The 23,335-nt window shown below is 72.3% G+C and carries 25 protein-coding genes; 12 read left to right on the top strand and 13 right to left on the bottom strand.

The window, feature by feature from the left end:
• The 3 genes from ACH427_RS20070 to ACH427_RS20080 form a co-directional block, all read right to left on the bottom strand.
• Positions 1–93: biotin carboxylase N-terminal domain-containing protein (locus tag ACH427_RS20070; RefSeq protein WP_351219746.1), on the bottom strand; the 93-nt coding region annotated here is incomplete at its 3' end.
• 34 nt (positions 94–127) lie between these two features.
• Positions 128–340, bottom strand: a complete 213-nt coding sequence (locus ACH427_RS20075) for an acyl-CoA carboxylase epsilon subunit (RefSeq protein WP_398870877.1) — start codon at positions 338–340, stop codon at positions 128–130.
• Complete coding sequence (locus ACH427_RS20080) at positions 337–1,938, bottom strand: acyl-CoA carboxylase subunit beta (RefSeq protein WP_398870878.1); 1,602 nt, start codon at positions 1,936–1,938, stop codon at positions 337–339. The genes ACH427_RS20075 and ACH427_RS20080 overlap by 4 nt, the downstream gene beginning before the upstream one ends.
• 191 nt (positions 1,939–2,129) lie before the next feature.
• Between ACH427_RS20080 and ACH427_RS20085 the strand changes: the two genes are divergently transcribed.
• Positions 2,130–2,633 carry a flavin reductase family protein gene (locus ACH427_RS20085; protein WP_398870879.1) on the top strand — a complete coding sequence of 168 codons (504 nt, stop codon included), beginning with the start codon at positions 2,130–2,132 and terminating at the stop codon, positions 2,631–2,633.
• A gap of 440 nt (positions 2,634–3,073) precedes the next feature.
• Here the strand turns inward: ACH427_RS20085 and ACH427_RS20090 are convergent, their stop codons facing one another.
• Positions 3,074–3,859 (bottom strand): hypothetical protein, encoded by a 786-nt coding sequence (locus ACH427_RS20090; RefSeq protein WP_398870880.1) that lies wholly within the window; start codon positions 3,857–3,859, stop codon positions 3,074–3,076.
• Positions 3,860–3,868: 9 nt separating this feature from the next.
• A complete protein-coding gene (locus ACH427_RS20095) occupies positions 3,869–4,300 on the bottom strand; it encodes a nuclear transport factor 2 family protein (protein WP_398870881.1) in 432 nt (143 codons plus the stop codon).
• Positions 4,301–4,476: 176 nt separating this feature from the next.
• Between ACH427_RS20095 and fabG the strand changes: the two genes are divergently transcribed.
• The 3 genes from fabG to ACH427_RS20110 all read left to right on the top strand — a co-directional run bounded on the left by fabG (position 4,477) and on the right by ACH427_RS20110 (position 7,466).
• Complete coding sequence (fabG, locus tag ACH427_RS20100; RefSeq protein WP_398870882.1) at positions 4,477–5,262, top strand: 3-oxoacyl-ACP reductase FabG; 786 nt, start codon at positions 4,477–4,479, stop codon at positions 5,260–5,262.
• 32 nt (positions 5,263–5,294) lie between these two features.
• A complete protein-coding gene (locus ACH427_RS20105) occupies positions 5,295–6,245 on the top strand; it encodes a 3-hydroxyacyl-CoA dehydrogenase NAD-binding domain-containing protein (RefSeq protein ID WP_398870883.1) in 951 nt (316 codons plus the stop codon).
• Between the two features lie 78 nt (positions 6,246–6,323).
• A complete protein-coding gene (locus ACH427_RS20110; RefSeq protein ID WP_398870884.1) occupies positions 6,324–7,466 on the top strand; it encodes an acyl-CoA dehydrogenase family protein in 1,143 nt (380 codons plus the stop codon).
• Between the two features lie 214 nt (positions 7,467–7,680).
• On the opposite strand, the gene ACH427_RS20115 is transcribed toward ACH427_RS20110, so the two are convergent.
• Positions 7,681–8,016 carry an ArsR/SmtB family transcription factor gene (locus ACH427_RS20115; protein ID WP_398870885.1) on the bottom strand — a complete coding sequence of 112 codons (336 nt, stop codon included), beginning with the start codon at positions 8,014–8,016 and terminating at the stop codon, positions 7,681–7,683.
• Positions 8,017–8,168: 152 nt separating this feature from the next.
• Here ACH427_RS20115 and ACH427_RS20120 point away from each other — a divergent pair, with 152 nt between their 5' ends.
• Positions 8,169–9,635 (top strand): MFS transporter, encoded by a 1,467-nt coding sequence (locus ACH427_RS20120; RefSeq protein ID WP_398870886.1) that lies wholly within the window; start codon positions 8,169–8,171, stop codon positions 9,633–9,635.
• Between the two features lie 77 nt (positions 9,636–9,712).
• Entirely contained in the window at positions 9,713–10,207 is a 495-nt protein-coding gene (locus ACH427_RS20125) for a cupin domain-containing protein (protein WP_398870887.1), read from the top strand.
• Between the two features lie 71 nt (positions 10,208–10,278).
• Here the strand turns inward: ACH427_RS20125 and ACH427_RS20130 are convergent, their stop codons facing one another.
• Positions 10,279–11,439, bottom strand: coding sequence for an acyltransferase family protein (locus tag ACH427_RS20130; protein ID WP_398870888.1), 1,161 nt, complete (start codon positions 11,437–11,439; stop codon positions 10,279–10,281).
• Complete coding sequence (locus ACH427_RS20135) at positions 11,436–12,170, bottom strand: glucose 1-dehydrogenase (RefSeq protein ID WP_398870889.1); 735 nt, start codon at positions 12,168–12,170, stop codon at positions 11,436–11,438. The genes ACH427_RS20130 and ACH427_RS20135 overlap by 4 nt, the downstream gene beginning before the upstream one ends.
• Before the next feature lie 203 nt (positions 12,171–12,373).
• Between ACH427_RS20135 and ACH427_RS20140 the strand changes: the two genes are divergently transcribed.
• Positions 12,374–13,405, top strand: a complete 1,032-nt coding sequence (locus ACH427_RS20140; protein ID WP_398870890.1) for an LLM class flavin-dependent oxidoreductase — start codon at positions 12,374–12,376, stop codon at positions 13,403–13,405.
• A gap of 102 nt (positions 13,406–13,507) precedes the next feature.
• On the opposite strand, the gene ACH427_RS20145 is transcribed toward ACH427_RS20140, so the two are convergent.
• From ACH427_RS20145 to ACH427_RS20155, 3 genes are read right to left on the bottom strand one after another with little or no spacing between them, the layout of a single operon-like run.
• On the bottom strand, positions 13,508–13,762 hold the full coding sequence (locus ACH427_RS20145; RefSeq protein WP_398870891.1) for an acyl carrier protein: 255 nt from the start codon (positions 13,760–13,762) through the stop codon (positions 13,508–13,510).
• Positions 13,763–13,796: 34 nt separating this feature from the next.
• Positions 13,797–15,020 carry a ketosynthase chain-length factor gene (locus ACH427_RS20150; protein WP_398870892.1) on the bottom strand — a complete coding sequence of 408 codons (1,224 nt, stop codon included), beginning with the start codon at positions 15,018–15,020 and terminating at the stop codon, positions 13,797–13,799.
• Complete coding sequence (locus ACH427_RS20155) at positions 15,017–16,282, bottom strand: beta-ketoacyl-[acyl-carrier-protein] synthase family protein (RefSeq protein WP_398870893.1); 1,266 nt, start codon at positions 16,280–16,282, stop codon at positions 15,017–15,019. The genes ACH427_RS20150 and ACH427_RS20155 overlap by 4 nt, the downstream gene beginning before the upstream one ends.
• Before the next feature lie 225 nt (positions 16,283–16,507).
• On the opposite strand from ACH427_RS20155, the gene ACH427_RS20160 reads away from it, so the two are divergent.
• Positions 16,508–17,461, top strand: a complete 954-nt coding sequence (locus tag ACH427_RS20160; protein WP_398870895.1) for an aromatase/cyclase — start codon at positions 16,508–16,510, stop codon at positions 17,459–17,461.
• Positions 17,462–17,524: 63 nt separating this feature from the next.
• Here the strand turns inward: ACH427_RS20160 and ACH427_RS20165 are convergent, their stop codons facing one another.
• Complete coding sequence (locus tag ACH427_RS20165) at positions 17,525–18,148, bottom strand: LysE family translocator (RefSeq protein WP_398870896.1); 624 nt, start codon at positions 18,146–18,148, stop codon at positions 17,525–17,527.
• 91 nt (positions 18,149–18,239) lie between these two features.
• Here ACH427_RS20165 and ACH427_RS20170 point away from each other — a divergent pair, with 91 nt between their 5' ends.
• Positions 18,240–18,926 carry an alpha/beta hydrolase gene (locus tag ACH427_RS20170; protein ID WP_398870897.1) on the top strand — a complete coding sequence of 229 codons (687 nt, stop codon included), beginning with the start codon at positions 18,240–18,242 and terminating at the stop codon, positions 18,924–18,926.
• A 604-nt stretch (positions 18,927–19,530) separates the two neighbouring features.
• On the opposite strand, the gene ACH427_RS20175 is transcribed toward ACH427_RS20170, so the two are convergent.
• Positions 19,531–20,157 (bottom strand): ScbR family autoregulator-binding transcription factor, encoded by a 627-nt coding sequence (locus ACH427_RS20175; RefSeq protein ID WP_398870898.1) that lies wholly within the window; start codon positions 20,155–20,157, stop codon positions 19,531–19,533.
• A gap of 195 nt (positions 20,158–20,352) precedes the next feature.
• Here ACH427_RS20175 and ACH427_RS20180 point away from each other — a divergent pair, with 195 nt between their 5' ends.
• From ACH427_RS20180 to ACH427_RS20190, 3 genes are read left to right on the top strand one after another with little or no spacing between them, the layout of a single operon-like run.
• Positions 20,353–21,435 (top strand): ScbA/BarX family gamma-butyrolactone biosynthesis protein, encoded by a 1,083-nt coding sequence (locus ACH427_RS20180; protein ID WP_398870899.1) that lies wholly within the window; start codon positions 20,353–20,355, stop codon positions 21,433–21,435.
• A complete protein-coding gene (locus ACH427_RS20185) occupies positions 21,429–22,568 on the top strand; it encodes an acyl-CoA dehydrogenase family protein (protein WP_398870901.1) in 1,140 nt (379 codons plus the stop codon). The genes ACH427_RS20180 and ACH427_RS20185 overlap by 7 nt, the downstream gene beginning before the upstream one ends.
• Positions 22,565–23,242, top strand: a complete 678-nt coding sequence (locus ACH427_RS20190) for an HAD family hydrolase (RefSeq protein ID WP_398870902.1) — start codon at positions 22,565–22,567, stop codon at positions 23,240–23,242. Before ACH427_RS20185 ends, ACH427_RS20190 begins: the two co-directional genes overlap by 4 nt.
• The last annotated feature ends 93 nt before the right edge of the window (positions 23,243–23,335 follow it).

The following is a 23,335-nucleotide window of genomic DNA, read 5'->3' on the forward strand; positions in this document are numbered from 1 at the left end:
GTAGACCGCCACACTTCCGATCCCGGCGTCCCGGCATGCACGAGCGACGCGGACAGCGATTTCGCCACGGTTGGCGATGAGCACCTTGCGCACGAGCTGTTTCGACCTTTCAGACGACAGAGAGGATTCAGAGGGCCGGGCGCCAGGCCGGGGCCGGCCGCGCGGACCAGCCCATGGCCGCGCCCGCGGGCCGGGCCCACGGTGTGATGTGCCGCGCCGGGCCCGCGGCGGGTGCGCCCGGGCCCGCACCCGCGGCCAGCACCAGGGCCACCACGGCCGCCAGCTCCGCCGCGTCCGGATTCCCCCGCACCACCCGGATGACGCTCTCGCCGCCGCTCACTGCGGCTGGTTCCCGTGCTTGCGGCTGGGCAGCGGCGCCGACTTCGCACGCAGCATCTCCAGCGCCCCGATCAGCCTGATCCGGGTCTCGGCCGGGTCGATGACGTCGTCCACCAGCCCGCGCTCCGCCGCGTAATAGGGGTGCATCAGCTCGGACTTGTACTCCTTGACCAGCTGCGCGCGGCGCGCGTCCGGGTCCTCGGCGGCCGCGATCTCCCTGCGGAAGATGACGTTGGCCGCGCCCTCGGCGCCCATCACGGCGATCTCGTTCGAGGGCCAGGCCAGCGAGATGTCCGTACCGATGGAGCGCGAGTCCATCACGATGTACGCGCCGCCGTACGCCTTGCGCATGATGAGCTGGATGCGCGGCACGGTGGCGTTGCAGTACGCGTAGAGCAGCTTCGCGCCGTGCCGGATGATGCCGCCGTGCTCTTGGTCCACGCCGGGCAGGAAGCCCGGCACGTCCACCAGCGTCACCAGCGGGATGTTGAACGCGTCGCAGGTCTGCACGAAGCGCGCGGCCTTCTCCGAGGCGTGGATGTCGAGCACCCCGGCCAGCGAGGCGGGCTGGTTGGCGACGATCCCGACGACATGGCCGTCCAGCCGCGCCAGCGCGCACACCACATTGGCCGCCCAGCGCTCGTGGACCTCGAAGAACTCGCCGTCGTCGACGACCTCCTCGATCACCTTGCGCATGTCGTAGGAGCGGTTGGGGTCCGCGGGCACCAGGTCGAGCAGTGCCTCGGTGCGCCGGCCGGGGGTGTCCTCGGTGGGCTGGGACGGCGGCTGCTCCCGGTTGTTCTGCGGCAGCAGGGAGAGCAGGAACCGCACGTCGGCGAGGCAGCTCTCCTCGTCGTCGTACGCGAAGCCGGAGACGCCCGAGAGCGCGGCGTGGGCGTCGGCGCCGCCCAGCTCGTCCTGGGTGATCACCTCGCCGGTGACGGCCTGGACGACGTCCGGGCCGGTGATGAACATCTGCGAGGTGCCGCGCACCATGAAGACGAAGTCGGTGAGCGCGGGCGAATAGGCCGCGCCGCCCGCGCAGGGCCCGAGGATCACGCTGATCTGCGGGATGACCCCGGAATTGCGGACGTTGCGCTGGAAGATCCCGCCGTAGCCCGCGAGCGCCGTGACGCCCTCCTGGATCCGGGCCCCGGCGCCGTCGCACAGCCCGACGATCGGCGCGCCCGCCGCCTCCGCGAGGTCCATCAGCTTGTGGATCTTCTGGGCGTGGGCCTCGCCCAGGGCGCCGCCGAAGATCCGGAAGTCATGGGCGTAGACGAAGACCGTACGGTCGTGGACCTTGCCCCAGCCGGTCACCACACCGTCGGTGTGCGGCCGCTTGTCCTCCAGCCCGAAGCCGGTGGCCCGGTGCCGGCGGAAGGGCTCCACCTCGGTGAACGTGCCCTCGTCGAAGAGGAGGTCGATGCGCTCGCGGGCGGTCAGCTTGCCCTTGGCATGCTGCGCCTCGGTGGCCCGCGCACTCGGCCCGGCCAGGACCGCGTCCCGCAGTCCGGCCAGCTCCGCGGCCCGCTCCCGCAACTGCGGAGCGGCCGCCGCGGGAGGCGGTGAGATCGTCTGCTGCTCGACGGCGCTCATGTCAGCCTTTCCTCAACGGTGCGCGGGGCGTTACGAGTTGAGCATGGGATCGCCGCCTACAGCCGCCCTGGAACACGGCTGGAACCGTGCGGCCCATGGCTCCAGCCGTGTTCCAGGAAAGGTCCAGACGCCCGGGAGAGGCTCCCTACCAGACACCGGGAAGCGCCCGGTCGGGATCGTGGAGGCACCGAATGCCAGTGGGTCCGGACACCTTCCGGGACTTCTTTGGTTCCTGTCCCGCCGCCGTGTCGGTCGTCACCGTACGGGACGCCGACGGCGAACCCCGCGGCTTCACCTGCAACACCGTCTGCTCGGTGTCCGTGACGCCGCCCCTGCTCCTCGTCTGCGTCGACAAGAAGTCCCAGACCCTGCCCTCCCTCGAACCGGGCCGCGGCTTCGTCGTCAACGTCCTCGCCGACGGCGGCCAGGAGACGGCGAAGACCTTCGCCACCCGTACCTCGCGGAAGTTCGACGCGGTTTCCTGGCATCCCTCGGCGGCCGCGCTGGGCGCGCCGGTGCTGTCGGATGTGGCGCTCGCCCATGCGGAGTGCGTGGTGACCTCGGTGATCGAGGCCGGGGATCACTGGATCGTGCTGGGGCGGGTGGAGGAGGCTCGGGTGCTGCCTCGGCGGCCTGTGCTTTACCATCGCGGGGCGTTCACGCCTTGGGAGGGGCCGGTTTCTGTGGGGCGCTGATGCCGCTGGGTTCGCCGTTGTCTTCTGCGGGTCCGTTGTGCTTTCGGTGGGGTGCCGGGTGCGAGTTTGTTGTGGTTGCGGTTCGGGTGGCCTCAAGCGCCGGCCGGGCTGGGTTGTGGTGGGTGCCGGGGGTGGGTCTTCCGGGCTGGGGACCTGGAACGCGGTGCGCTGCGGGTCACGCGCACTGAGCACCCTGAAAACGCACCGCGTTCCAGAACCCCACCCTCCAGCCCCACCCCCTCCCACCGGAGGGCACGTGCGGGAGGTATCCGCTTCAGGGTTCGCATTCAGCCCGTCCGGCGATTGAGGACGCGCCCGCAGGCCGCTCCCGGCGCAGGCGGCGAACCGGCCCGCAGATCGGGGTGTGGGGCGGCGCCCCCCACGCGGCGGAGCCGCACATCAGACGCAGCCGGGAAGGGGGCCGCAGGCGCCTCCACCCCTCATGACACCGCCAAGAACACCCGCTCAGCCACCGCCCCCGCGAACACCACCTCGCGCCAGCCCGAAGCGGGGCCCCCGCCCAGACCCAACCGCCCCGCGATCCTCGACAGGGCCCCCACCAACCGCGCCCGATCCCCCGTGAGCGTCCCGGCGCCCGCCTTACGGTGACGCCACCCGTCGAGACAGTCAGCCGCCGCGCTCAGCAACACGTACCGCTCCACGAGCACGGAGACGCGCTCTCCACCGAGGAGCGAGGCAGAACCGCCGCCCTCGACAAGGCCGCCGCACCCTTGCGCCAACTCCAGCCGCTCCGCCTCCAGCACAGCGACCACAGGCCCGAGCACCGCCGGCAGAGCCGACGCCCGGACCCCGGTGAGCGGGCGCGCGAGCCGGTCGTCCCCGTCGGCGACGCCCGGCAGCGCCGAGGCCACGCGCGCCGCGAGGCGGGGGTCCGCCCGCCGGGCCGCCCGCGTCAGCGCCCGTACGCACTCCCCGTACCGCAGGGCCGACGCGTCCTGCCCATGGAGCCGTGTGCCGAGCACGACCGCCAGGCCCTCCGTGCCGGAGAGCAGGACGCGCGGCAGCAGGTGGCGGGCGGTCGGCGCGTCGGGCCCGCGGGCGGCGAGCACGCGGCCCGCGGTCCAGATGTCGGCGACGGCGCCGCAGACGGCGTTCCGCGTGGCCTGGGAGCCGGGCGGCAGGGCCCCGCCGCCCTCGTGGGCGGCGCGCAGCACGGCGCGCAGAGCCTCCTCGGCGTAAGCGGACGGGCCGCCCTCATCGCACATGACGCGCCGTCAGATCTGCTGGTCGTAGTCGATGTGCCGGGACTTGATGAGGATGCCCTCCGCGTCGCGGACGAGCACGTCGTGCACCACGCAGCTCGGCCAGACCTCCGGCCGGTCGGCGCCGGGGCGGGTGCGCAGGACCAGCGCGTAGACGGTGGACGTCAGCGTGCCGTCCGGGTTCGCGTCCAGCACGATCTGGTTGAAGTAGTGCCGCTTCTGCACGGGGTCGCTCCGGTACTGCTCGTGGAAGCGCTCCAGTTCGGCCTTGATGCCCGCGCGGGTGCGGGCGGGCTCGGTGCCGGGCGTGTGCTGGAAGGTGCCGTCCTCGGTGAACGAGTCCGCGTACGCCTTGAAGACGCGGTTGTCGAGCGCCTGCATCTGACGTGCGTAGAAATGCTGTACCTCGGCGTAGAGCTCCGCGGTGACGGTCTGCCCGGCCATGACTCTCCTCTGGCGCTGCGTGACGTTCGGGTGTCCGTGGCCACGCTTCCGCCCGGCTCTGGAGGCCGTCTGGAGCCGGTCTCCAGGCGCGCGCTCTCCAGGAAATCTCCATACCTCGTGGAGGCGGCCGCCCGAGGATCGGCGCGTCACTTCACGGCACGAGCAAGGGAAGACATATGAGCCAGGCTGCGGGCCCCGTCGCGTTGGTCACCGGTGCCACGAGCGGGATCGGTTTGGAGATCACCGAGCGGCTGGCCGGCCTCGGCGCGCGCGTGTTCATCTGCGCCCGCCAGGACGACCGCCTCAAGGAGACCGTCGCGGAGCTGCGGGGCAAGGGTTTCGAGGTCGACGGCGTGACGTGCGACGTCAGCCGCCCCGAGGAGATCCGCGGCTTCGTCGCGGCGGCCGTCGAGCGCTTCGGCACGGTGGACATCCTGGTCAACAACGCCGGCCGCAGCGGCGGCGGCGCGACCGCCGAGATCCCCGACGAGCTGTGGCTCGACGTCATCAACACCAACCTCAACAGCGTCTTCCTGATGACCAAGGAGGTCCTGACGACGGGCGGCATGCTCGACAAGGACCGCGGCCGGATCATCAGCATCGCCTCCACCGGCGGCAAGCAGGGCGTCGTGCACGCCGCCCCGTACTCCGCCTCCAAGCACGGCGTCGTCGGCTTCACCAAGGCCCTCGGCCTGGAGCTGGCCCGTACGGGCATCACGGTCAACGCCGTCTGCCCCGGCTTCGTGGAGACGCCGATGGCCGAGCGGGTGCGCGAGCACTACGCCTCCATCTGGGGCGTGAGCGAGGAGGAGACGCACGGGCGGATCACCACCCGGGTGCCGCTGGGCCGTTACGTCGAGCCCCGCGAGGTCGCGGCGATGGTCGAGTACCTCGTGAGCGACGACGCCGCCGCGGTCACCGCGCAGGCGCTCAACGTCTGCGGCGGGCTCGGCAACTACTGATCCGCGCGCGGTCGCGGGAGAGGCGGTAAGGCATGTCGGAGGAGACACCGGTGCGGCCGGTGACCGTCATCGGGGCCGGGACCATCGGCCTGAGCTGGATCACCCTGTTCCTGGCGCACGGCAGACGGGTGCGGGTCAACAGCCGCCGCCCCGACGCGCCGGACGTGGTGGCGAAGGGCGTCGAGCTCTTCGCGCCCACGCTCCCGCACGGCGGGGCGGACCCCCGGGAGCTCATGGAACTCCTGGAGTTCGAGCCCGACATGGAGCGCGCGGTGCGGGACGCCGCCGTGGTGGTGGAGAACACCCCGGAGGACCTCGCGCTCAAGCAGGAGCTGTTCGCGCGGATCGGCGCGGCCGCGCCCGCGGACACCCTGTTCCTGTCCTCGTCTTCCACGCTGCTGGCCGACGAGATGGGGGCCCTGATGCCCGACCGCGGCCGGCTGGTCGTCGGGCACCCGCTCAACCCCCCGCACCTGGTGCCGCTGGTGGAGATCGTGGGCGGCGATGCCACGACGCCGGAGGCCGTGGCCGAGGCCGTGGAGTTCTTCCGGTCCGTGGGCAAGACGCCCGTGGTCCTGCGCAAGCCGATCACCCGCTTCGTCGCCAACCGGCTCCAGTCCGCGCTGCTCCAGGAGAGCATCCACCTGGTCCGCGAGGGCGTGGTCAGCGTTTCCGAACTGGACGAGATCGTCACGCAGTCGGTCGGGCTGCGCTGGTCGGTGATCGGCCCGTTCCAGGCGTTCCACCTGGGCGGCGGGGAGGGCGGCCTGCGTCAGTGGCTCACCCGGCGCGGCGGCGGCCTGGAGCAGAGCTGGCGGGAGCTGGGACGGCCGCGCATGGACGACGCGACGATCGACGCCCTGAGCACGGCCGCCGAGGAGGACTTCGGCAGCCGCTCGTACGCGGAGCTGGCCTCCGACCGGGACGCGAAGCAGAACGCCGTGCTGGACGCGCTGGCGCGCTTCCCGAAGTACCCGAAGTAGCCGCCCCGGGCGCCGCCCAGGGGCCCGACGGGCCGGATCGCCCTTCCAGTTCACTTTTCCACAGATGGAGGTTCCCCTATGACCGGGAGCGCGTTGGTGAAGGCCGCCCGGGACGTGGCGGATGTCGCCGCCGCCCACGCGGCCGCCTCGGAGGCGGGCCGCCGGCTCGTACCGGAGGTGGCGCGGGCGATCGTCGGGGCGGGCTTCGCCCGGCACTTCGTGCCCGCCCGCTGGGGCGGTACGGAGGGGAACGTCACCGATTCCCTGCTGGCGACCGCCGCCGTGGCCGAAGGCGACGCCTCCGCCGCGTGGGTGGCGTCCATCGCCGCCTCACTGGGCCGGATGGCCGCCTTCCTCCCGGAGGAAGGCCAGCGCGCCGTCTGGGGCACGGGCCCGGACACGTTCATCGCCTGCGCGCTCGTCCCGGGCGGCGAGGCGCGCGAGGTGGACGGCGGCTGGCGCGTCAGCGGCCTGTGGCCGTACCTCAGCGGGGTGCACTTCGCCGAGTGGGCCCTCGTCTGCTGCCCGGTGCCGGTCCCCGGCGGCGGCCGGGAGGTGCGCTTCCTGCTGGTGCCGCGCTCCGCCCACGAGATCGTGGACACGTGGTTCCCGGTCGGGATGCGGGGCACGGGCAGCGACAGCCTGCGCCTGGCGGACGTGTTCGTCCCGTACGGGTTCTCCTTCGCGCGGGCCGACCTGCTGGCGGGGCGCTCCGACGCACCGCTGCCCGCGGCCTCCGCCGTGCCGCTGAAGGCGGTGAGCGCGCTGTCCTTCGCCGGTCCGGTGCTGGGCGCGGCCAAGGGGGCGCTGCGGGAGTTCTCCGCGGCGCTCGCGGGGCGGCGCGCGGCGGGCGCGCCGGGGCACCGCGTCTCCGGCACGAGCGAGGCGGCGGCCGAACTGGCCCTGGCCAGGACGGCGGGCGAGATCGACGCGGCGGAACTCCTGCTGCGCCGGGCGGCGGCGGTCGCGGACGCCGGCGCGATCGACGAGCGCGCCCTCGCCCGCACCTCGCTGGACCACGCGCTGGCGGTGGACATGCTGGCCGGCGCGGTCAACCGCCTCACCCCGCTCGCGGGGACGCGCTCACAGTCGGACAGCGCGCCGTTCCAGCGCTTCTGGCGCGACGTGAACACGGCGGCGGGCCACACGGTCCTCCAATTCGAGCCTGCGGCACGGGCGTTCGCGGGACTGGCGTTGGACGCGGTGGGGTCGCCGGAGTAGGGAACGGGCTGGAACGCGTGGCACACCAGCCACATTCAGCCCGTCCGGGGGTGCTTGAGGACACCACCGCGCGGCGGTGGTGCGGAACAGGACGACCCGCACCCGGCCACCGAGCTCCGTCGCGAAGTTGTCCGCGACCGCCGGACGGACTCGTCGGGGGTGAAAACCGAGTCCGTCCGGCGGGCGCGTGACCGGGGTCCGGGGGGAACCCCGGTCACGCGGCGCCGACCGCCTCCTCCTGAGGGGCCAGCACCGCGTCGAGGAGGCCGGGGAAGCGCCCGTCGAGGTCCGCCCGCCGCAGGTGCAGCAGCCGGCGGGACCCCTCCAGGCTGATCGAGATGACCCCGGCCTCGCGAAGGATCTTCAGGTGGTGCGACATGGTCGACTTGCCGATCGTCAGCCCCGCCTCGGCCTGCACCACGGAGCAGGAGACCCCGTCCTTCAGCCCGAGCGAGCGCACGGTCGTCAGGCGCACCGGATCGGCCAGCGCCTGGAGGATCCGGAGCAGGGTCGTATCGGCGGCTTTCGGATGGAATGCCATGTCGCTCATGCCTCGATCCTAGTTCCGCATCCCTTGAGTTCGCTATCCATCGAACCATATGATCCACGACGAACACTTCGAAGTTCATCGAACCCGAAGTTCCGTCGGACCCGCGTCGAACTCGCCGCACCGAACTCGCCGCTCGAACTCATGGAGACGCTGTGACCACCCCAGACCCACGCCGGTGGCTGATCCTGCCGGTCATCCTCTCGGCGACCTTCATGGCGTCGTTCGACTTCAACGTCGTCAACGTCGCCGCGCCCTCGCTCCAGGAAGACCTCCACGCCGGGCAGGCCGCGCTGGAGCTGGTGATCGGTGGTTACGCCTTCGCCTACGCGGCGGGCCTGGTCACCGGCGGCCGGCTCGGGGACATCTTCGGCTACCGCACCATGTTCCTGTTCGGCATGGGCACCTTCACCATCGCCTCGCTGCTGTGCGGCATCGCGCAGACGCCCACCCAGCTCGTGATCGCCCGCCTGCTCCAGGGCATCACCGCCGCCGCCATGGCACCCCAGGGCATCTCCCTGATCCAGGCCGTCTTCGACCAGTCGGAACGGCCCAAGGCACTCTCCTGGCTCGGCGTCATGTACGGCCTCGGCGGCGTCGCGGGCCAGGTGCTCGGCGGCCTGCTGATCGCCGGGAACCTCTTCGGCTGGGCCTGGCGGCCGATCTTCCTGGTCAACGTCCCGGTGGGCATCGCCGCCCTCGCCTTCGCGGCCCGCCTGCTCCCCCGCACCCGCGCCGAGAAGCGGCCGAAGCTCGACCCGGCCGGCGTCGTGGGCATCTCCCTGGCCCTCGGCCTCGCGCTCGCCCCGCTGATCATCGGCCGTACGGAGGGCTGGCCGCTCTGGGCCTGGATCTCGCTGGTGGCCTCGGTCCCCGCCATGGTCCTCACGCTGATGTACGAGGGCAGGCTCAGCCGTAAGGGCGGCCAGCCGCTGCTCGACCTGAGCCTGTTCCACAGCCGTACGTTCAGCGTCGGCCTGATCATCAACGTCGCCTTCATGGCCACGTTCAGCAGCTTCATGTTCTCCACCACCCTGCTGCTCCAGTCCGGCCTCGGGCTGAGCGCGAGCGAAGCGGGCCTCGCCTTCGGGCCGTTCGCCGTGCTGTCGATGCTGTCGTCCATCTACGGACGTCCGTTCATCGCCAAGTACAAGAACAAGGCGCTGGCCTTCGGCAGCGGCATCGTCGGCCTCGGCATGCTGGCGCTGGCCCTGGAGGCGCAGTCGCTCGGCGCCGACCTCACCATCGGCTATGTCATGGGCCCGCTGTGCCTGGTCGGCCTGGGCTTCGGCTTCGTCCTGCCGTCGCTGATCGGCACCGTCCTGGCCGGGGTGCGCCCGCACCAGATGGGCATCGCCTCCGGCGTGCTCACCACCACCCAGCAGTTCTCCGGCGCCACCGGCATCGCCGCGCTCGGCGCCGTCTACTTCACGACGCTCGGCTCGGGCCACGGCCTGGCCGACTACGCGCACGCCTCGCGCAGCGTCCTGTGGATCACCTTCGGCCTCTGCGCCGTCCTCGTCGTCCTCTTCGCCCTGCTGCCGCGGCTGACCGCGGACCGCGGCGCGCGGCAGGCCGCGGGGCAGGCGGCGGACCGGCCGGCGGCCAAGACCGCGGCCTGACGGACGAGAAGAGCGACCCCGCCTCGTCCCGGTCCCGCGGCAGTACACCCGACCCACCGTCAGAACAGGGAAGTGCCGTGACCGTCACTCCAGGAAAGATCGTCGTCCGGGACGAGGTCGAACCCGTCCGCTGGGCCGTGGAACAGGGCAGGTTCCTGCTCCGCGGCACGGACACCGGGGGACTGTTCTCCCTCATGGAGTTCACCACTCCGCCCGGCGGCGGCCCGCCGCTGCACCTGCACGACCACGAGGACGAGACGTTCTACGTCACCAGCGGGCTCTACGAGTTCCAGCTCGGCGACACCGTCCACACGGCCGGCCCCGGCACCGTCCTCTACGGGCCCCGGGGCACCGGCCACGGCTTCCGCAACATCAGCGACGAGCCCGGCACGATGCTCTGCTACGTCACCCCCGGCGGCGCGGAGACGATGTTCGAGGAACTGGCCGAGCTCCAGGGCGGGGACGTCAAGCCCGCCTGGGAGGACGTGGTCGCGCTGGCGGCCCGGCACCACATCAGCTACCCGAAGATCCGGCCGGTCCGGACGAAGCCGAGCGTGACCCGGTTCCGCTGAACCGTGGAACGCCGATGGGCGGCCGTGTCACAGGACGCGGCCGCCCATCGGCGTGAGGAGACAAGGGCAGTTCACCCGGTGGGCACGACGGCCTCGACCGGCCGCGTCCGCTCCGCGCGCGCCCGCTCCCTCTCGCGCACCAGGCGCATCACCGGCTGTTCCACGGCCTGGTGCAGCGCCCAGGCGAGCAGCACCGACAGCACCAGCGCGACCGCCACCAGACCGAGGGCCTGCGCCATCGGCCAGGTGTGCCGCGGGCCGAACGCCTGGTGCCCGTAGACCAGCACCAGCCGGTGGATGAGGTAGAAGGCGAACGAGATCTCCCCCAGCCACATCGCGGCCCGGCCGCGCAGCGGGGACGGGGTGCCCTCCAGGTCCGACGTGGCGACGGCCGGGATCAGCAGGGCCAGCGGTACGAGGGTGGCGGCCGCGAAGCCGTACGCGCGGGGCAGCTCCGTGGCGAGGTACCAGCCGGCGATCACCAGCAGGGCGGCGGGCACGACGGGCAGCCGGATCCACCGGCCCGAGAGCACGACGCGCGCCATCACGATGCCGAGGACGAAGTCCAGGGCACGCACCGGCGGGAGCATGTAGGCGAACCAGACCTGCCAGGCGGAGATGCCCCCGAAGTCCGGCGTGGAAGGCAGCGTTCCGGCGATCGCGGGGACGCAGAAGGCGACCGCGGCCACGGCGCCCGCCGCGGCCCACAGCAGGTTCTCGCGGATCCGGCCCACCCAGCGGTGCAGGAGCGGGAAGCAGAGGTAGAAGAGCAGCTCGCAGGCGAGCGTCCAGCTGACATCGTTCATGCTCCAGGCGACGTCCATCCACGGCACCCAGGAGTGCACCAGGAAGAGGTTCGCCACCGCGGTGCCCGCGTGCAGCGGACGCCCGGCCCAGAGGATGAGGACGAGCGCGAGCACCCAGGTCGCCACGTGGTTGGGGTAGATCTTGGCGATCCGGCGGGTCCAGAACCGCCGCAGCGGCTCCCCCGGCTTCGCGGTCCACGTCAGGATGAAGCCGCTCAGGATGAAGAAGAAGCTGACGCCGATGGAACCGGCCTTGCCGAAGACGTCCGTCAGCCACTTGTCCGCGCCCGGCGAGGCGAACGGCGCCTCGCGCGAGAGGTGGTAGCAGAAGACGAGGACGGCGGCGACGAAGCGCAGCCCGGTGAGCGAGGGAAGCCGCGAACCGCCGTCCGGCACACCGGGGTTCGGTCTCGGTGACGCGCTCATACCCGGCCCCCCGCCGCCGCGATGCTCTGGCCCGTGATCCAGCGGGCGTCCTCGCCGGCGAGGAAGGCGACGATCCCGGCGACGTCCTCCGGCTGCCCGATCCGGCCCAGCGGGGTGGCCTCGGCGATGGCCGCGAAGCGCTCGCGCAGCGGGGCCGTCGCGTCGGTCTCGACGATCCCCGGCAGCACGGCGTTGACCGTGATCCGCCGCCCGGCCAGCTCCTGGGAGAGGGTCCTGGTGAGCTGCTCGACCGCGCCCTTGGTGGCCGCGTAGACACCGGCGCCCGGCGTCAGGGAGCGGGTGAAGGCGGTGGAGACGCTGATGATCCTGCCGCCGTCGGCGAGGTGCCGCGCGGCCTGCTGGAAGGCGTGGAAGGTCCCCTTGACGTTGACGTCGACGGCGCGGTCGAGGAACTCCTCGGTCACCTCGGCGACCGGCCCCATGCCCTGCACACCGGCGTTGTTGACCAGGATGTCCAGGCCGCCGAACTCCTCCAGCACCCGCGCGAAGAGCCGCTCGGCCTCGGCCCGGCCGCCGATCTCCGCGCGGACCGCGAAGGCGTCGCCCCCGCCGCGGACGATCTCGTCGACCACCTCCTGGGCGGCCTCGGCGTTCTCCCTGTAGTTCACGGCGACCCGGGCACCGGCCGCGGCCAGCCGCAGCGCGATGCCCCGGCCGATGCCCCGCGACGCCGCGGTGACCAGGGCCCTCTTTCCCGACAAGTCGGCCATACCGACGTTCCTCTCCTTGGGCTGACGATCGCCCCTCACTGTGTTCAGCCCATCTGGAGATTCCCTCCAGACGCCCACGGCGGCCGCGCCGCGCGGCTCCAGGAAATGTCCATCGGGGATACAGCCGGGTGCCGCAGGCTCACAGCACCCTGCTCACGGAGGGCTCACAGAGGGCTCACGGCAAGCTACGGAGGCTGTTCTCGGTGCGACTCGCGGCAAATCTGGTCTATCAAGGGGCGGGCGAGCTGGCGCACGCCGCCGAAGAGCTCGACTACAGCGTGGTGTTGTCCGGCGAGGGCTACCGCAACGACGCCGTGAGCGTGCTGGGTCTGGCCGCCGGCCGCACCCGCCGCATCGGCCTCGCCTCGGGGATCATGCAGATCCCCGCCCGCCCGCCGGGCCTGGCCGCGCTGACGGCGGCCACGCTCGACGCGCTCAGCGGCGGCCGGTTCCGGCTCGGCCTCGGGGTGTCCAACCCCGATGTCTCGGACGGCTGGTACGGCGTCCCCTTCGACAAGCCGCTGGCGCGCACCCGCGAATACGTGGACGTCGTGCGCCAGGCCCTGCGCGGCGAACCCCTGCGCTACGAGGGGGAGCACTTCCGGCTGCCCGCGGCGGGCCGCACCGGCGCCCCGCTGCACATCACCACGGAACTCCCGCGGCCGCACATCCCGGTCTACCTCGCGGCGGTGGGCGCGGGCTCCCTGAAGCTGGCCGGGGAGATCGCCGACGGCTGGATCGGGGTGTTCACCTCCCCGGAGGCCGTCGCCGAGGCGGTCGCCGGGATCCGGGCGGGCCGGGAGCGCGCGGGCCGGGACATGACGGGCTTCGACGTCCTGCCCAGCCTGCCGACGGCCTTCGCCGACGACGTCGAGGCGGCCGTGGACCAGCTCCGCGACCACTACGTCTACATGCTCGGCATCGGCGACCCGGCCACCAACTTCTACTGCTCGCTCGCGCGCCGCATGGGATACGAGGCGGAGATGGAGCACTTCGCGGAGCGGCTGGCGGCGGGCGACCGGGCCGGGGCCGCGCGGGCGGTGCCGCTGGGCTTCATCGACCGCACGGCCATGGCCGGCCCGGTGTCCCGGGTCGCCACGCGGATGCGGGAGTTCGCCGGGGCCGGGGTGACGACGCTGGGCATCATGCTCTCCCCGGCGCGCACGGACCACGACGGCAGGCTGCGCATCCTGCGCCTGGCGGCGGAGGCACTGGAGGTCTCGGGCGTCGGCTGAGCCTCGCGCAGGCGCGCTTCACGCGGCGCGCTCCGCCACGTACGAGAGCGCCCCGCCCGGAAGGATCCGGGCGGGGCGCTCTCCGCTGTCCGCGTGAGGCCGTCAGGCGGCCACGGGGGTCCCGTTGATCAGCTCGAGGAGCGCGCGCGGCGTCTCGATCTCGTAGAGCGCGTCGTCGGAGAGGTCGACGCCGTACTCCTGCTTGATCCGGGCGGCGCTCTCCATCAGGGCGAGGGAGTCGTAGCCCAGGTCCTCGAAGGTGCTGTCCAGGCTGTCCTCCGACACGGCGGTGGTGTCGTCGGCCCCGGCGCACTCGGTGAGGATGCGGAACAGGTCGGAGAAGGTGAGGGATGCCATGGTGATCAACTTCCTTGTCTGGGGAGCCGGATGATCAGGAGGAGGGGCGGGTCACGACGACCGCGGAGTTGAAGCCCCAGCGGCCGCGGGCGAGCACCAGGGCAGCCTTGACCGGGACGTCGCGCGGCGCGTCCCGCACCACGTCGAGGCCGTACTCCTCGGGCACCCGGGTGACGTGCGCGGTGTGCGGGATGACCTGGTCGCGGAAGGCCAGCAGGGCCGCGACCACGTCCGCCGGGCCGCCGCCCGCGTACATGCGGCCCGTGAGCGACTTCGGGGCCGTGACGGGCACGCCGCCCGCGCCGAAGATCCCGCGGATCGCGGCGGCCTCGTCGCGGTCGAGCTCCGGGACGCCGGAGGCGTCGGCGAAGACGACGTCGATGTCGCCGGGCGCGAGGCCCGCGTCGGCCAGGGCGAGTTCGGCCGCGCGGCGCAGCCCGGACGGCCGTCCGGAGCCGGGCTTCGGGTCGAATGTGGAGGCGTAGCCGGCGAGCTCGCCGTAGATCTGCCCGGCGCCGCGCTCACGGGCGGAGGCGGCGTCCTCCAGAATCAGCATCGCGCCGCCCTCGCCCGGCACATAGCCACTGGCGTCGGCGTCGAAGGGCAGGAAGGCGCGGCGCGGGTCGGCGACCGTGCTCACCCGGCCGCTCGACAGCTGCGCGGCCCAGCCCCACGGGTCGAAGGCCGAGTCGATGCCGCCGGAGAGCACCAGCTTGGTGCCGGAGCGGACCGTGCGGCGCGCGTGGCCGAGCGCGTCCAGGCCGCCGGCCTGCTCGCCGACGAGCGCGGCGCCGGGACCGCGCATGGTGTTGCGGATGGAGATCTGGCCGGTGTTCACCGCGTAGAACCAGGCGAACGACTCATAGACGCTGACGAACTCCGGCCCCTGGCTCCACAGCTTCTGGAACTCGCGGTGGGTGAACTCGAACCCGCCCTGGGAGTTGGAGGTGACGACGCCCTTGTCGTAGTCGGTCAGGGTCTCCGCGTCCACGCCCGCGTCGGCGAGCGCCCAGTCCGCCGCCACCAGCCCGTAGCGGGTGGAGACGTCGGTCTGCGGCAGCAGCCGGCCGGGCAGGTGCTCCTTGGCGTCGAAGCCGCGGATCTCTCCGGCGAGCTTCGAGGCGTAGCGGGAGGCGTCGAAGCGGGAGATCTCGGCGATGCCGTTCCCGCCCGCGAGCAGGGCCTTCCAGTACGCCTCGGCGCCCAGTCCGTTGGGTGCCACGACCGCGATTCCGGTGATGACCGTCGCCTGGCTCATGCCGCTACCTCCGGGCGGTGCAGGACCATCGCGCTCTGGAAACCGCCGAAGCCGCTGCCCACCGTCAGGACGGTGTCCACGCGCTGCTCGCGCGCGGTCAACGGCACGTAGTCCAGGTCGCATTCGGGATCGGGAGTGTGCAGGTTGGCCGTGGGCGGGATGACCCCGTGCTCGATCGCCAGCAAGGACGCCGCGATCTCGACGGAACCGATCGCACCCAGCGAGTGACCCACCATCGACTTGATCGAGCTGACCGGTACCTCATAGGCGTGCTGCCCGAGGCTGCGCTTGAAGGCGGCCGTCTCGTGCCGGTCGTTCTGCTTGGTGCCGGAACCGTGCGCGTTGACATAGTCGATCGCCGTACGGTCCAGGCGGGCCTCATCGAGCGCGACCCGGATGGCCTCGGCCATCTCACGGCCGTCCTTCTTCAGACCGGTCATGTGGTACGCGTTGCAGCGCGTCGCGTAACCGCCGATCTCCGCGTAGATGTGCGCCCCACGGGCCTTGGCGGCCTCGTACTCCTCCAGCACGAACATCGCCGCCCCCTCCGCCAGGACAAAGCCGTTGCGGCTGCCGTCGAACGGGCGGGAAGCATGCGCCGGATCATCGTTGCGCGAGGTCGTCGCCTTGATCGCGTCGAAACAGGCCACGACGATCGGCGAGATCGGCGTGTCCGCGGCGCCCGCCACGACGGTGTCGACGGTGCCCTCGCGGATCAGGCGCGCCGCGTAACCGACGGAGTCCAGGCCGGAGGTGCAGCCGTCGGACACCATCGTCACCGGGCCCTCGGCGCCCATGGCCCAGGCGACCTCGGCCGGCATGATGCCGGGGCTGTGGTAGTCGAACATGTGCGGCGACAGGTGACCGGGGTCGACCAGCCACTCCTTGCCCGCGTCCGACATCACCAGGTACTCGTTCTCCAGGCTGGTCGCGGAGGCGACCGCGCTGCCCAGGGTGACGCCGATCCGGTGCGGGTCGAGGCCGCCGGTCTCCAGGCCGCTGTCGGCCAGGGCCTCCTTGGCGCAGGCCACGGCGAACTGCGTCGCGCGGTCCATCCGGCGGATCTCCCGCGGGCTGAACCCCTCGGCCACCGCGTCGAAGTCCACCTCGCCGGCGATGCGGGAGCGGAACGGCGAGGCGTCGAAGAAGGAGATGTCGCGGGTCGCGGTGCGCCCCGCCGTGAGCAGGTCCCAGAACGCCTCCGTCCCGTTGCCTCCGGGAGCCCGCACACCGATACCGGTGATCACTACACGCCGGGTCATCCCCGGCCTCCGTATGTGCAGAACATTGTGGTTCGGTCCTTTCCCCGTCTTCCGCGTGCTCGGCCTGATCAGGCTGCGGCGGCCATCTGGAGGGAACCTGGACGCGGGATAAGGGGCGGCGCCACGGGAGTTCCGGGCCGCGGTAGCGGTTCTCCAGGCGCGCTCCAGAACGGGTCCGCATAGTCGGCGGCGTCAGTGAATTCCACTCTGGGGAAGGGGCGCCTCATGCCGGGCCTGCGCGTTCACCGCACCGAGCACACCGCCGTCGTCGCCGCACCGGCCCGGGTCCTGTACGACCTGGTCGCCGACGTCACCCGCTGGCCCGCGGTCTTCGGGCCGAGCGTCCATGTGCGGCACATCGAGAAGGGCGACCGGGCCGAGCGCTTCCGGCTGTGGGCCGTCGTGGGCGACGAGGTGCGCAACTGGACCTCGCGCCGCACGCTGGACCCCGACGCCCTGCGCGTCACCTTCGCCCAGGACCACAGCCGCCCGCCGATCGCGTCCATGGGCGGCGAGTGGCTCTTCCGGGAGCTGCCCGACGGGCGTACGGAGGTTCTCCTGGTCCACGAGTTCCAGACGGCGGACGACGCCCCCGCCGACATCGAGTGGATCAACGCGGGCCTGGACCGCAACAGCCCCAGGGAGCTCGCCGCACTGGCGCGCATCGCCGAGCTCGGCCACCCCGTCGACGACATCGTCTTCGCCTTCGAGGACGTCATCGACATGCCGGGCGCGGCCGCGGACGCGTACGAGTTCATCGACCGCGCCGATCTCTGGCCCGAGATCCTGCCGCACGTCGGCAAGGTGGACCTCACCGAACCGGAGCCGGGCGTCCAGCGGCTGCGCATGGACACCGTGACGAAGGACGGCTCCGCGCACACCACCGAGTCGATCCGGCTCTGCTTCCCCGGTGAGCGGATCGTCTACAAGCAGACGGCCGCCCCGGCGCTGCTCTTCGGCCACAGCGGCAGCTGGACCTTCAGCGAGGACGAGCTCGGCGCGCACGTCACCGCCCGGCACACCGTCGTACTCAACCCGGCCGCGCTGAAGGAGGCGTTGGGCCCGGACAGCACACTGGCGGACGCCCGCGCCTACATCACCCAGGCCCTCGGCGCGAACAGCCGGGCCACGCTCGCCCACGCCGCCGCCCACACGGAGGCCCGCCGCACGGCGAGCTGACCCCCCACGAACGACAGAGCCGCCTCCCTGGAGAAGGGAGGCGGCTCTGTCCACGTACGCGCCTCAGTCGGTGGCGACCCGCAGGGAAATGCCGGCGAGCATGGTGCCCATGAAGTAGCGCTGCGTCCGCAGCCAGCGCGGCCGCCGCTTGAGGAACCCGGCGATGGACCCCGCGGACATCGCGATGAGCCCGTTGACGGTGATCGCGATGGTGATCAGGGTCAGCCCCAGCAGCAGGCTCTGCAGGGCGACGGAACCATGGCCGGGCTCGACGAACTGCGGCAGCACCGAGATGAACAGAATCGCGATCTTGGGGTTCAGCAGGTTGGTGACCAGCCCCATCGTGAAGAGCTTCAGCGGCCTGTCCGGAGGCAGCGGCCGCGGGTCGAACGCCGAGACGCCACCGGGCTTCAGCGCCTTCCACGCGAGATAGGCGAGATAGCCGGCGCCGGCGAGCTTCACGGTGGTGTAAACAGCCGGCACGAGCGCGAAGAGCGTCGCGATCCCGGCGACCGCGGCCAGCAGATAGACGAAGAACCCGGCCGCCACCCCGAGCAGCGAGACCAGCCCCGCCCGGCGCCCCTGGGTCACCGACCGGGAGACGAGATACATCATGTTCGGCCCGGGGGTGAGCACCATCCCCAGCTCGACGGCCGCGATGCCGAGAAACGCGTGAAGGCTGACCATGGAACTCCCCGTGTCGTGCCGCCCCTCCGGTACGCGGGGGGCGTGCACGAGAAGATTACGAAGAGGCGCACGCGAAATGGAGCTCGTGACCGTGGAAACCGAAGTGACCCGCACCACCACCCGCACATCGCTCGGCAAGGCCGTCGACGCGCACCGACCCGCCCACGGCGGCCGGGCGCCGCTCCCGGCGGTGCTGTTCTGGCACGGCATCGGCGCGGATGAACGGGAAATCCTGTACCCGGTCGCGGAGGCGGTCGCTGCGGCGGGAGCGGTGGTCTTCACCCCCGACTGGAGCGCACCCGAACACCTCCTGGACTCCCTGGAGTTCGTACACCGGGAAGCGGCACGCCACGGCGCGGATCCCGCCCGCCTGGTGCTGGCCGGCTGGTCGGCGGGAGCGGGCGCGGCGGTGGCCCTGGCGGCCGGCCCCGGCCCGCGCCCCATAGCGGTGATCGGCATAGCGGGCCGCTACGACGTCCCTGCCCGCACGACGGGCACACCCCCTCTGACCGACCTGCCGGGCGCGCCCCCTGTCCCCGTCCACTTGGTGCACGGCACGAACGACACGGCGGTAGCCGCCGACCACTCCCGCGCCTTCGCGTCCGCGCTGTCCGCGCACGGGTGGCCGGTACGGCTGTGGGAACCGGCGTCGGACCACGCGGGCGTGCTCTTCGGTGTGTACGACGAGGGGGCGGGCCGGGTGATCCGGAGCGGGACGGAAGCGGCGCGCCGGGGCGGCGAGGCGACGGTCGAGGCGATCGTGACGGCGGTGGGGTAGTTCACCACCCGCCCTCCCCGCACTGGGGCACGCGCCCCAGCCCCCGGCTGCGGCCCGGTTGGCCTGCGGCGCTTGTTCCCCAGCCCCGCCCCTTCCCGGCTGCGTCTGATGTGCGGCTCCGCCGCGTGGGGGGCGCCGCCCGACCTGCGGGCCGGTTCGCCGCCTGCGGCGGGAGCGCCCTGCGGCCGCGTCCTCAAACTCCCCCAGCTACCGCTGGGAGGTGCCCCCAACGGGCTGAGAAGAAAAAGAATGGCGCGCCCGGACGGCAACGAGCACCCCGGGCGGGCTGAAAGAGAGGACCGGCGCGCCCCACAACCGAACGTTGCCCTCCGGCGGGAGGGGGTGGGGCTGGAGGGTGGGGTTCTGGAACGCGGTGCGACATCACGGCACCCAACGCGCAAGACCCGCACCGTACCGCGTTCCAGGTCCCCAGCCCGGAAGACCCACCCCCGGCACCCACCACAAACCCAGCCCGGCCGGCGCTTGAGGCCACACGAACCGCAACCACACACAACCCGCACCCGGCACCCCACCGAAAGCACAACGGACCCGCACCCGAAAGCACAACGAACCCGCACCGGGCGACAAACCAACCCCCGGCCACCTACGCCCGCAACGCGTAAAACGTCAGATCCCTGACCTCATTCCACCGCTCCACAATGTCCGCCCTATGAGCAAGCACGTCAGAAATGTGCTGCATCCCGAAGAACGCCGACACCAACGCCCGAGCCCCCGCCTCAGGATCGATGCCAGGGCGCAGTTCGCCGCTGTAGCGCGCCGTGACCAGCAAGGACGTCAGAAGCTGGGTCCACTCCAGATACGGAGTGGGCAACTCCGCGTCGATGTGCGGGCGTTCGAGCTGGAGTCGGGCGCCCGCCTGCATGACGGGGTCGTCGCGGAAGGCGACGGCCGCGCGGTTGAGGATCTCCTCGGCGGTCCGCATCGGACTCAGGCCCTCCGCCTGCACCTCCTTCACCACCATGGGCCAACGCCCGTAATGCTCCTCGACGATGGCGACCGCGAGCGACTCCTTCGTCGGGAAGTGGAAGTAGACGGCACCCTTCGTCATCCCGAGCCGCTCGGCGACGTGCTGCATCGACGTGGCCCGGAAGCCCTGTTCGGCGAAGAGCTGGGCAGCCACGTGAAGGGTCTGCGCCCTGGTGCGGATCGCCCGGTCCTGCTTGAGGTCGGCAGTGGCACGGACGGGGGTCTTGCGCTGCCTGGTGGTCACTTCTTCTCCTGTCGATCGGAGCGGCGGAGAGAGGCGGCCGGGGGACCGGTCGACGACTCCCGAACCTCTCCCTTGCAATATACCTTCCCGCAGGTATATTTTCTGATTCATCAAGCACAAGCACTGAGTGTCGTACCCGGAGCACGCACCGACGAGGCCAGACCCGTCGGCGCTCCACAGGGGGGGAGTCCAATCGTGCAGGCTGTTCACACCGTTTCCGCTGCCGAACCGCGCCCGGCCACCACCGCCGTAGACGCGACGGAGATCGTCAACAACGCTCTCGGCAGCACCCGTCGGCTCAGATTCGCTCCCACCGTCGAGCGCCGTCTGGTCCACAAGGCCGCCGACAGCCAGGTACTGCTCACCGACGCGGAACAAGTGGGCGACGACCACTTCCTCGTGGCGGCCTCCTGGTCCCCCGACCACCTGCTCTATCTCCCGGGCCCGTCCGGGGCCGGCGACCCGACGCTGCTGATCGAGTCCATGCGGCAGTCGGCCATCTATCTCTCGCACATGTTCTACGGCATTCCCACCGAGGGCCGGCACTTCGTGCTCAGCCACCTCAGCGCGGACATCGTCCCCCGGGGCCTGCCGTTCGACGAGGGCGCCGCCCTGCCCGTGGTCCTCGACGTCACCTGCGTCCGGACGTCCACCCGGCCGAACCGCTTCAGCATGCAGCTGTCGGTCTCCCTTTACATACACGGCCGTTGGTACGGCCGCGCCGACTTCCGCTGGGCCGTGCTCCCCCAGGAGGCGTACGAGGCGCTGCGCATGCGCAACCGCCCCACGCTCGACGCGGCGTGCGCGACGGACAACCCCGCGGCGGGCACCTTCCTCCTCCGCCCCGGCGCCGTCGGCCGCCGCCAGGGGCGGGACGTGCTGCTCGCCCAGGCGCCGGGCGCCCCCGAGGGCACATGGCGGCTGCGCATGGACCGCACCCACCCGGTCCACTTCGACCACGACTCCGACCACGTCCCGGGCATGGTGCTGCTGGAGGCGCTGAACCAGGCGGCCCACGCCTCGTACGTACGGGAGTACGGCGCGGTGTCGCGGCTGGCGCCGTGGCTGGTGTCGTCGCTGGAGGCCCAGTTCAGCTGCTTCGGCGAGCTCGACCACCCGATCGACATCGTTGTCCGCCCCGTGCGGGAACCGGGCCCCTCACGCGCCGGGTTCGAGGTCAGCGCGGTGCAGGGCGACCGGACGCTGACGAGCGCCCGTTTCATCGGCGCCGCGCCGTCCTGGACGCTCCTCGCGGACTGGGAGGCCGTCACGTGCTGACACCCACCGCGCCCGCCGGGCTCGACCCGGCGGCGGTGCCGGCGACCGCGAGCCGTGACGCGCACCTCGCCGAGCAGCACCACCACTTGACCTCCGCCACGGCCGACGCCGTGCGCGACGCCGGCTTCGCCCGGCACTTCGTACCGCGCCGCTGGGGCGGCCACGAGGGCACCTTCGGCGAGTTCCTCACCGCGACCGCCTCGGTCGCCGGTGCCTGCGCCTCCACCGCGTGGTGCGCCGCGCTGTACGCGGGCCACGGCCGCCTCGCCTCCTACCTCCCCGAGCAGGGGCAGCGGGACATGTGGGGCGCCGGTCCTGACGTACGGATCGCCGCGTCGGTCATCCCCCCGCAGGGCGAGGCGACGCCCGGCCCGGACGGCTGGTCGCTGACCGGGAGCTGGGCCTACGCCAGCGGCGTCGACCACGCGGACTGGGTCCTGCTGGCCAGCTGGACCGAGGGCGCGGCGGGTCGCGAGCACCGGATCTTCGCCGTGCCACGGGCCGAGGTGACCGTCCTCGACACCTGGCGGCCGCTCGGGCTGCGCGGCACGGGAAGCAACACGGTCACGGCGGACGGGCTGTCCGTACCGGCCCACCGGACCTTCACCCTGGGCGAGTTGCTGATCCCCCGGCCGGGCGGGGCGCGGTGTCACACCGTGCCGTTCCCGATGGTGGCGGCGCTCCAGTTCGCCGCGCCGCTGCTGGGCACGGCGGAGTCCGCCCACAGCCTGTGGACGGCCGTGACGGCGGGCCGCAAGCGGGCCGACGGGCGGGCCGCGGCCCTCACCCCGGCGGCCCGGCACCTCGTCGCCGAGTCCTCGGCGAAGCTCAAGGCCGCCCGGCTGCTGCTGACGGACGTGGCCCACCGCGCGGACGGCGCGGTGGTGACGCCCGAGGTGGTCGCCGAGTGCAGGCGCGACGCGGCCATGGCCGCCGCCCTGTGCTCGGAGGTGGTGGACCGCCTCTTCCACTGCGCCGGCGCGGGAGCGCTCGCCGAGGGCAACCCCCTGCAACAGAAATGGCGCGACGCCACCGCCGCGGCCGCGCACGCGACGCTGGACTTCGACACGGCCGCCGCGGCCTACGCCGACGCCGCCTTCCCCGATACCGACAAGGAGGCCAACGGGTCATGACCGTACGGCCGGTGGTCTTTTTCGACGTCGACGAGACGCTGCTGAACGGCAAGAGCATGCTGCTCTTCCGCGACTGGTGGGACGCGCTCCACCCCCCGGGCGAGACCTGTGACCTGGAGGCGGCGGCCCTCACGGGCAAGGACCGGAGCGAGCTGAACCGGGCCTACTACCGCCGCTTCGCGGGCGTACCGGCCCACGAGCTCCAGACGGCGGGCCGCGAGTGGTACGCGGCCTTCCGCACGGACCCGCACGCCTTCGTCATCCCCGCCGTCACCGCCCTGCGACGGCACCGCGCCCTGGGCCACATGATCGTGCTCGTCTCCGGCTCCCTCTGGCCCGTCCTGGCCCCGCTCGCCGCGGACCTGGGCGCGGACCGCATCCTGTGCGCGTCGCAGCGCGTCGACGAGTCCGGCGTCCTCACGGGCGAGATCGTCCGCCCCATGATCGGCGAGGCGAAGGGGGAGGCGGCGGCGGTGCTCATGGCATCCGCTTCCGCGTCCCCTGCGGACTGCTTCGCCTATGGCGACCACGCGAGCGATCTCCCGTTGCTCCGCGCGGTGGGCACGGCGGCGATGGTGGGCGCGGACCCTGTCCTGACGGAACTGGCCCGGAGCGAAGGCTGGTTGCGGCTTCCGTCGGAGCCGGGCCCGCTGGATTCGCTGACCCCGCTCTAGGGTGCGGGCCGGTTGTCCTGCGGCGCTTGTTCCCCGGCTGCGTCCGATGTGCGGCTCCGCCGCGTGGTGGGCGCGTGCCCCAGGCCCCGCGGC

Source organism: Streptomyces sp. NPDC020379 (assembly GCF_044387105.1).
Lineage (GTDB): Bacteria > Actinomycetota > Actinomycetes > Streptomycetales > Streptomycetaceae > Streptomyces.

Coding starts and splice junctions, on each gene's coding strand:
- ACH427_RS20150 (WP_398870892.1), bottom strand. CDS start 15,020: ATGAGCCAGGCGACGGTCATCACCGGAATCGCGGTCGTGGCACCCAAC.
- ACH427_RS20160 (WP_398870895.1), top strand. CDS start 16,508: ATGCCGGGCCTGCGCGTTCACCGCACCGAGCACACCGCCGTCGTCGCC.
- ACH427_RS20080 (WP_398870878.1), bottom strand. CDS start 1,938: ATGAGCGCCGTCGAGCAGCAGACGATCTCACCGCCTCCCGCGGCGGCC.
- ACH427_RS20155 (WP_398870893.1), bottom strand. CDS start 16,282: ATGACCCGGCGTGTAGTGATCACCGGTATCGGTGTGCGGGCTCCCGGA.
- ACH427_RS20105 (WP_398870883.1), top strand. CDS start 5,295: ATGTCGGAGGAGACACCGGTGCGGCCGGTGACCGTCATCGGGGCCGGG.
- ACH427_RS20135 (WP_398870889.1), bottom strand. CDS start 12,170: ATGGCCGACTTGTCGGGAAAGAGGGCCCTGGTCACCGCGGCGTCGCGG.
- ACH427_RS20095 (WP_398870881.1), bottom strand. CDS start 4,300: ATGGCCGGGCAGACCGTCACCGCGGAGCTCTACGCCGAGGTACAGCAT.
- ACH427_RS20085 (WP_398870879.1), top strand. CDS start 2,130: ATGCCAGTGGGTCCGGACACCTTCCGGGACTTCTTTGGTTCCTGTCCC.
- ACH427_RS20090 (WP_398870880.1), bottom strand. CDS start 3,859: ATGTGCGATGAGGGCGGCCCGTCCGCTTACGCCGAGGAGGCTCTGCGC.
- ACH427_RS20110 (WP_398870884.1), top strand. CDS start 6,324: ATGACCGGGAGCGCGTTGGTGAAGGCCGCCCGGGACGTGGCGGATGTC.
- ACH427_RS20145 (WP_398870891.1), bottom strand. CDS start 13,762: ATGGCATCCCTCACCTTCTCCGACCTGTTCCGCATCCTCACCGAGTGC.
- fabG (WP_398870882.1), top strand. CDS start 4,477: ATGAGCCAGGCTGCGGGCCCCGTCGCGTTGGTCACCGGTGCCACGAGC.
- ACH427_RS20165 (WP_398870896.1), bottom strand. CDS start 18,148: ATGGTCAGCCTTCACGCGTTTCTCGGCATCGCGGCCGTCGAGCTGGGG.
- ACH427_RS20190 (WP_398870902.1), top strand. CDS start 22,565: ATGACCGTACGGCCGGTGGTCTTTTTCGACGTCGACGAGACGCTGCTG.
- ACH427_RS20130 (WP_398870888.1), bottom strand. CDS start 11,439: ATGAGCGCGTCACCGAGACCGAACCCCGGTGTGCCGGACGGCGGTTCG.
- ACH427_RS20115 (WP_398870885.1), bottom strand. CDS start 8,016: ATGAGCGACATGGCATTCCATCCGAAAGCCGCCGATACGACCCTGCTC.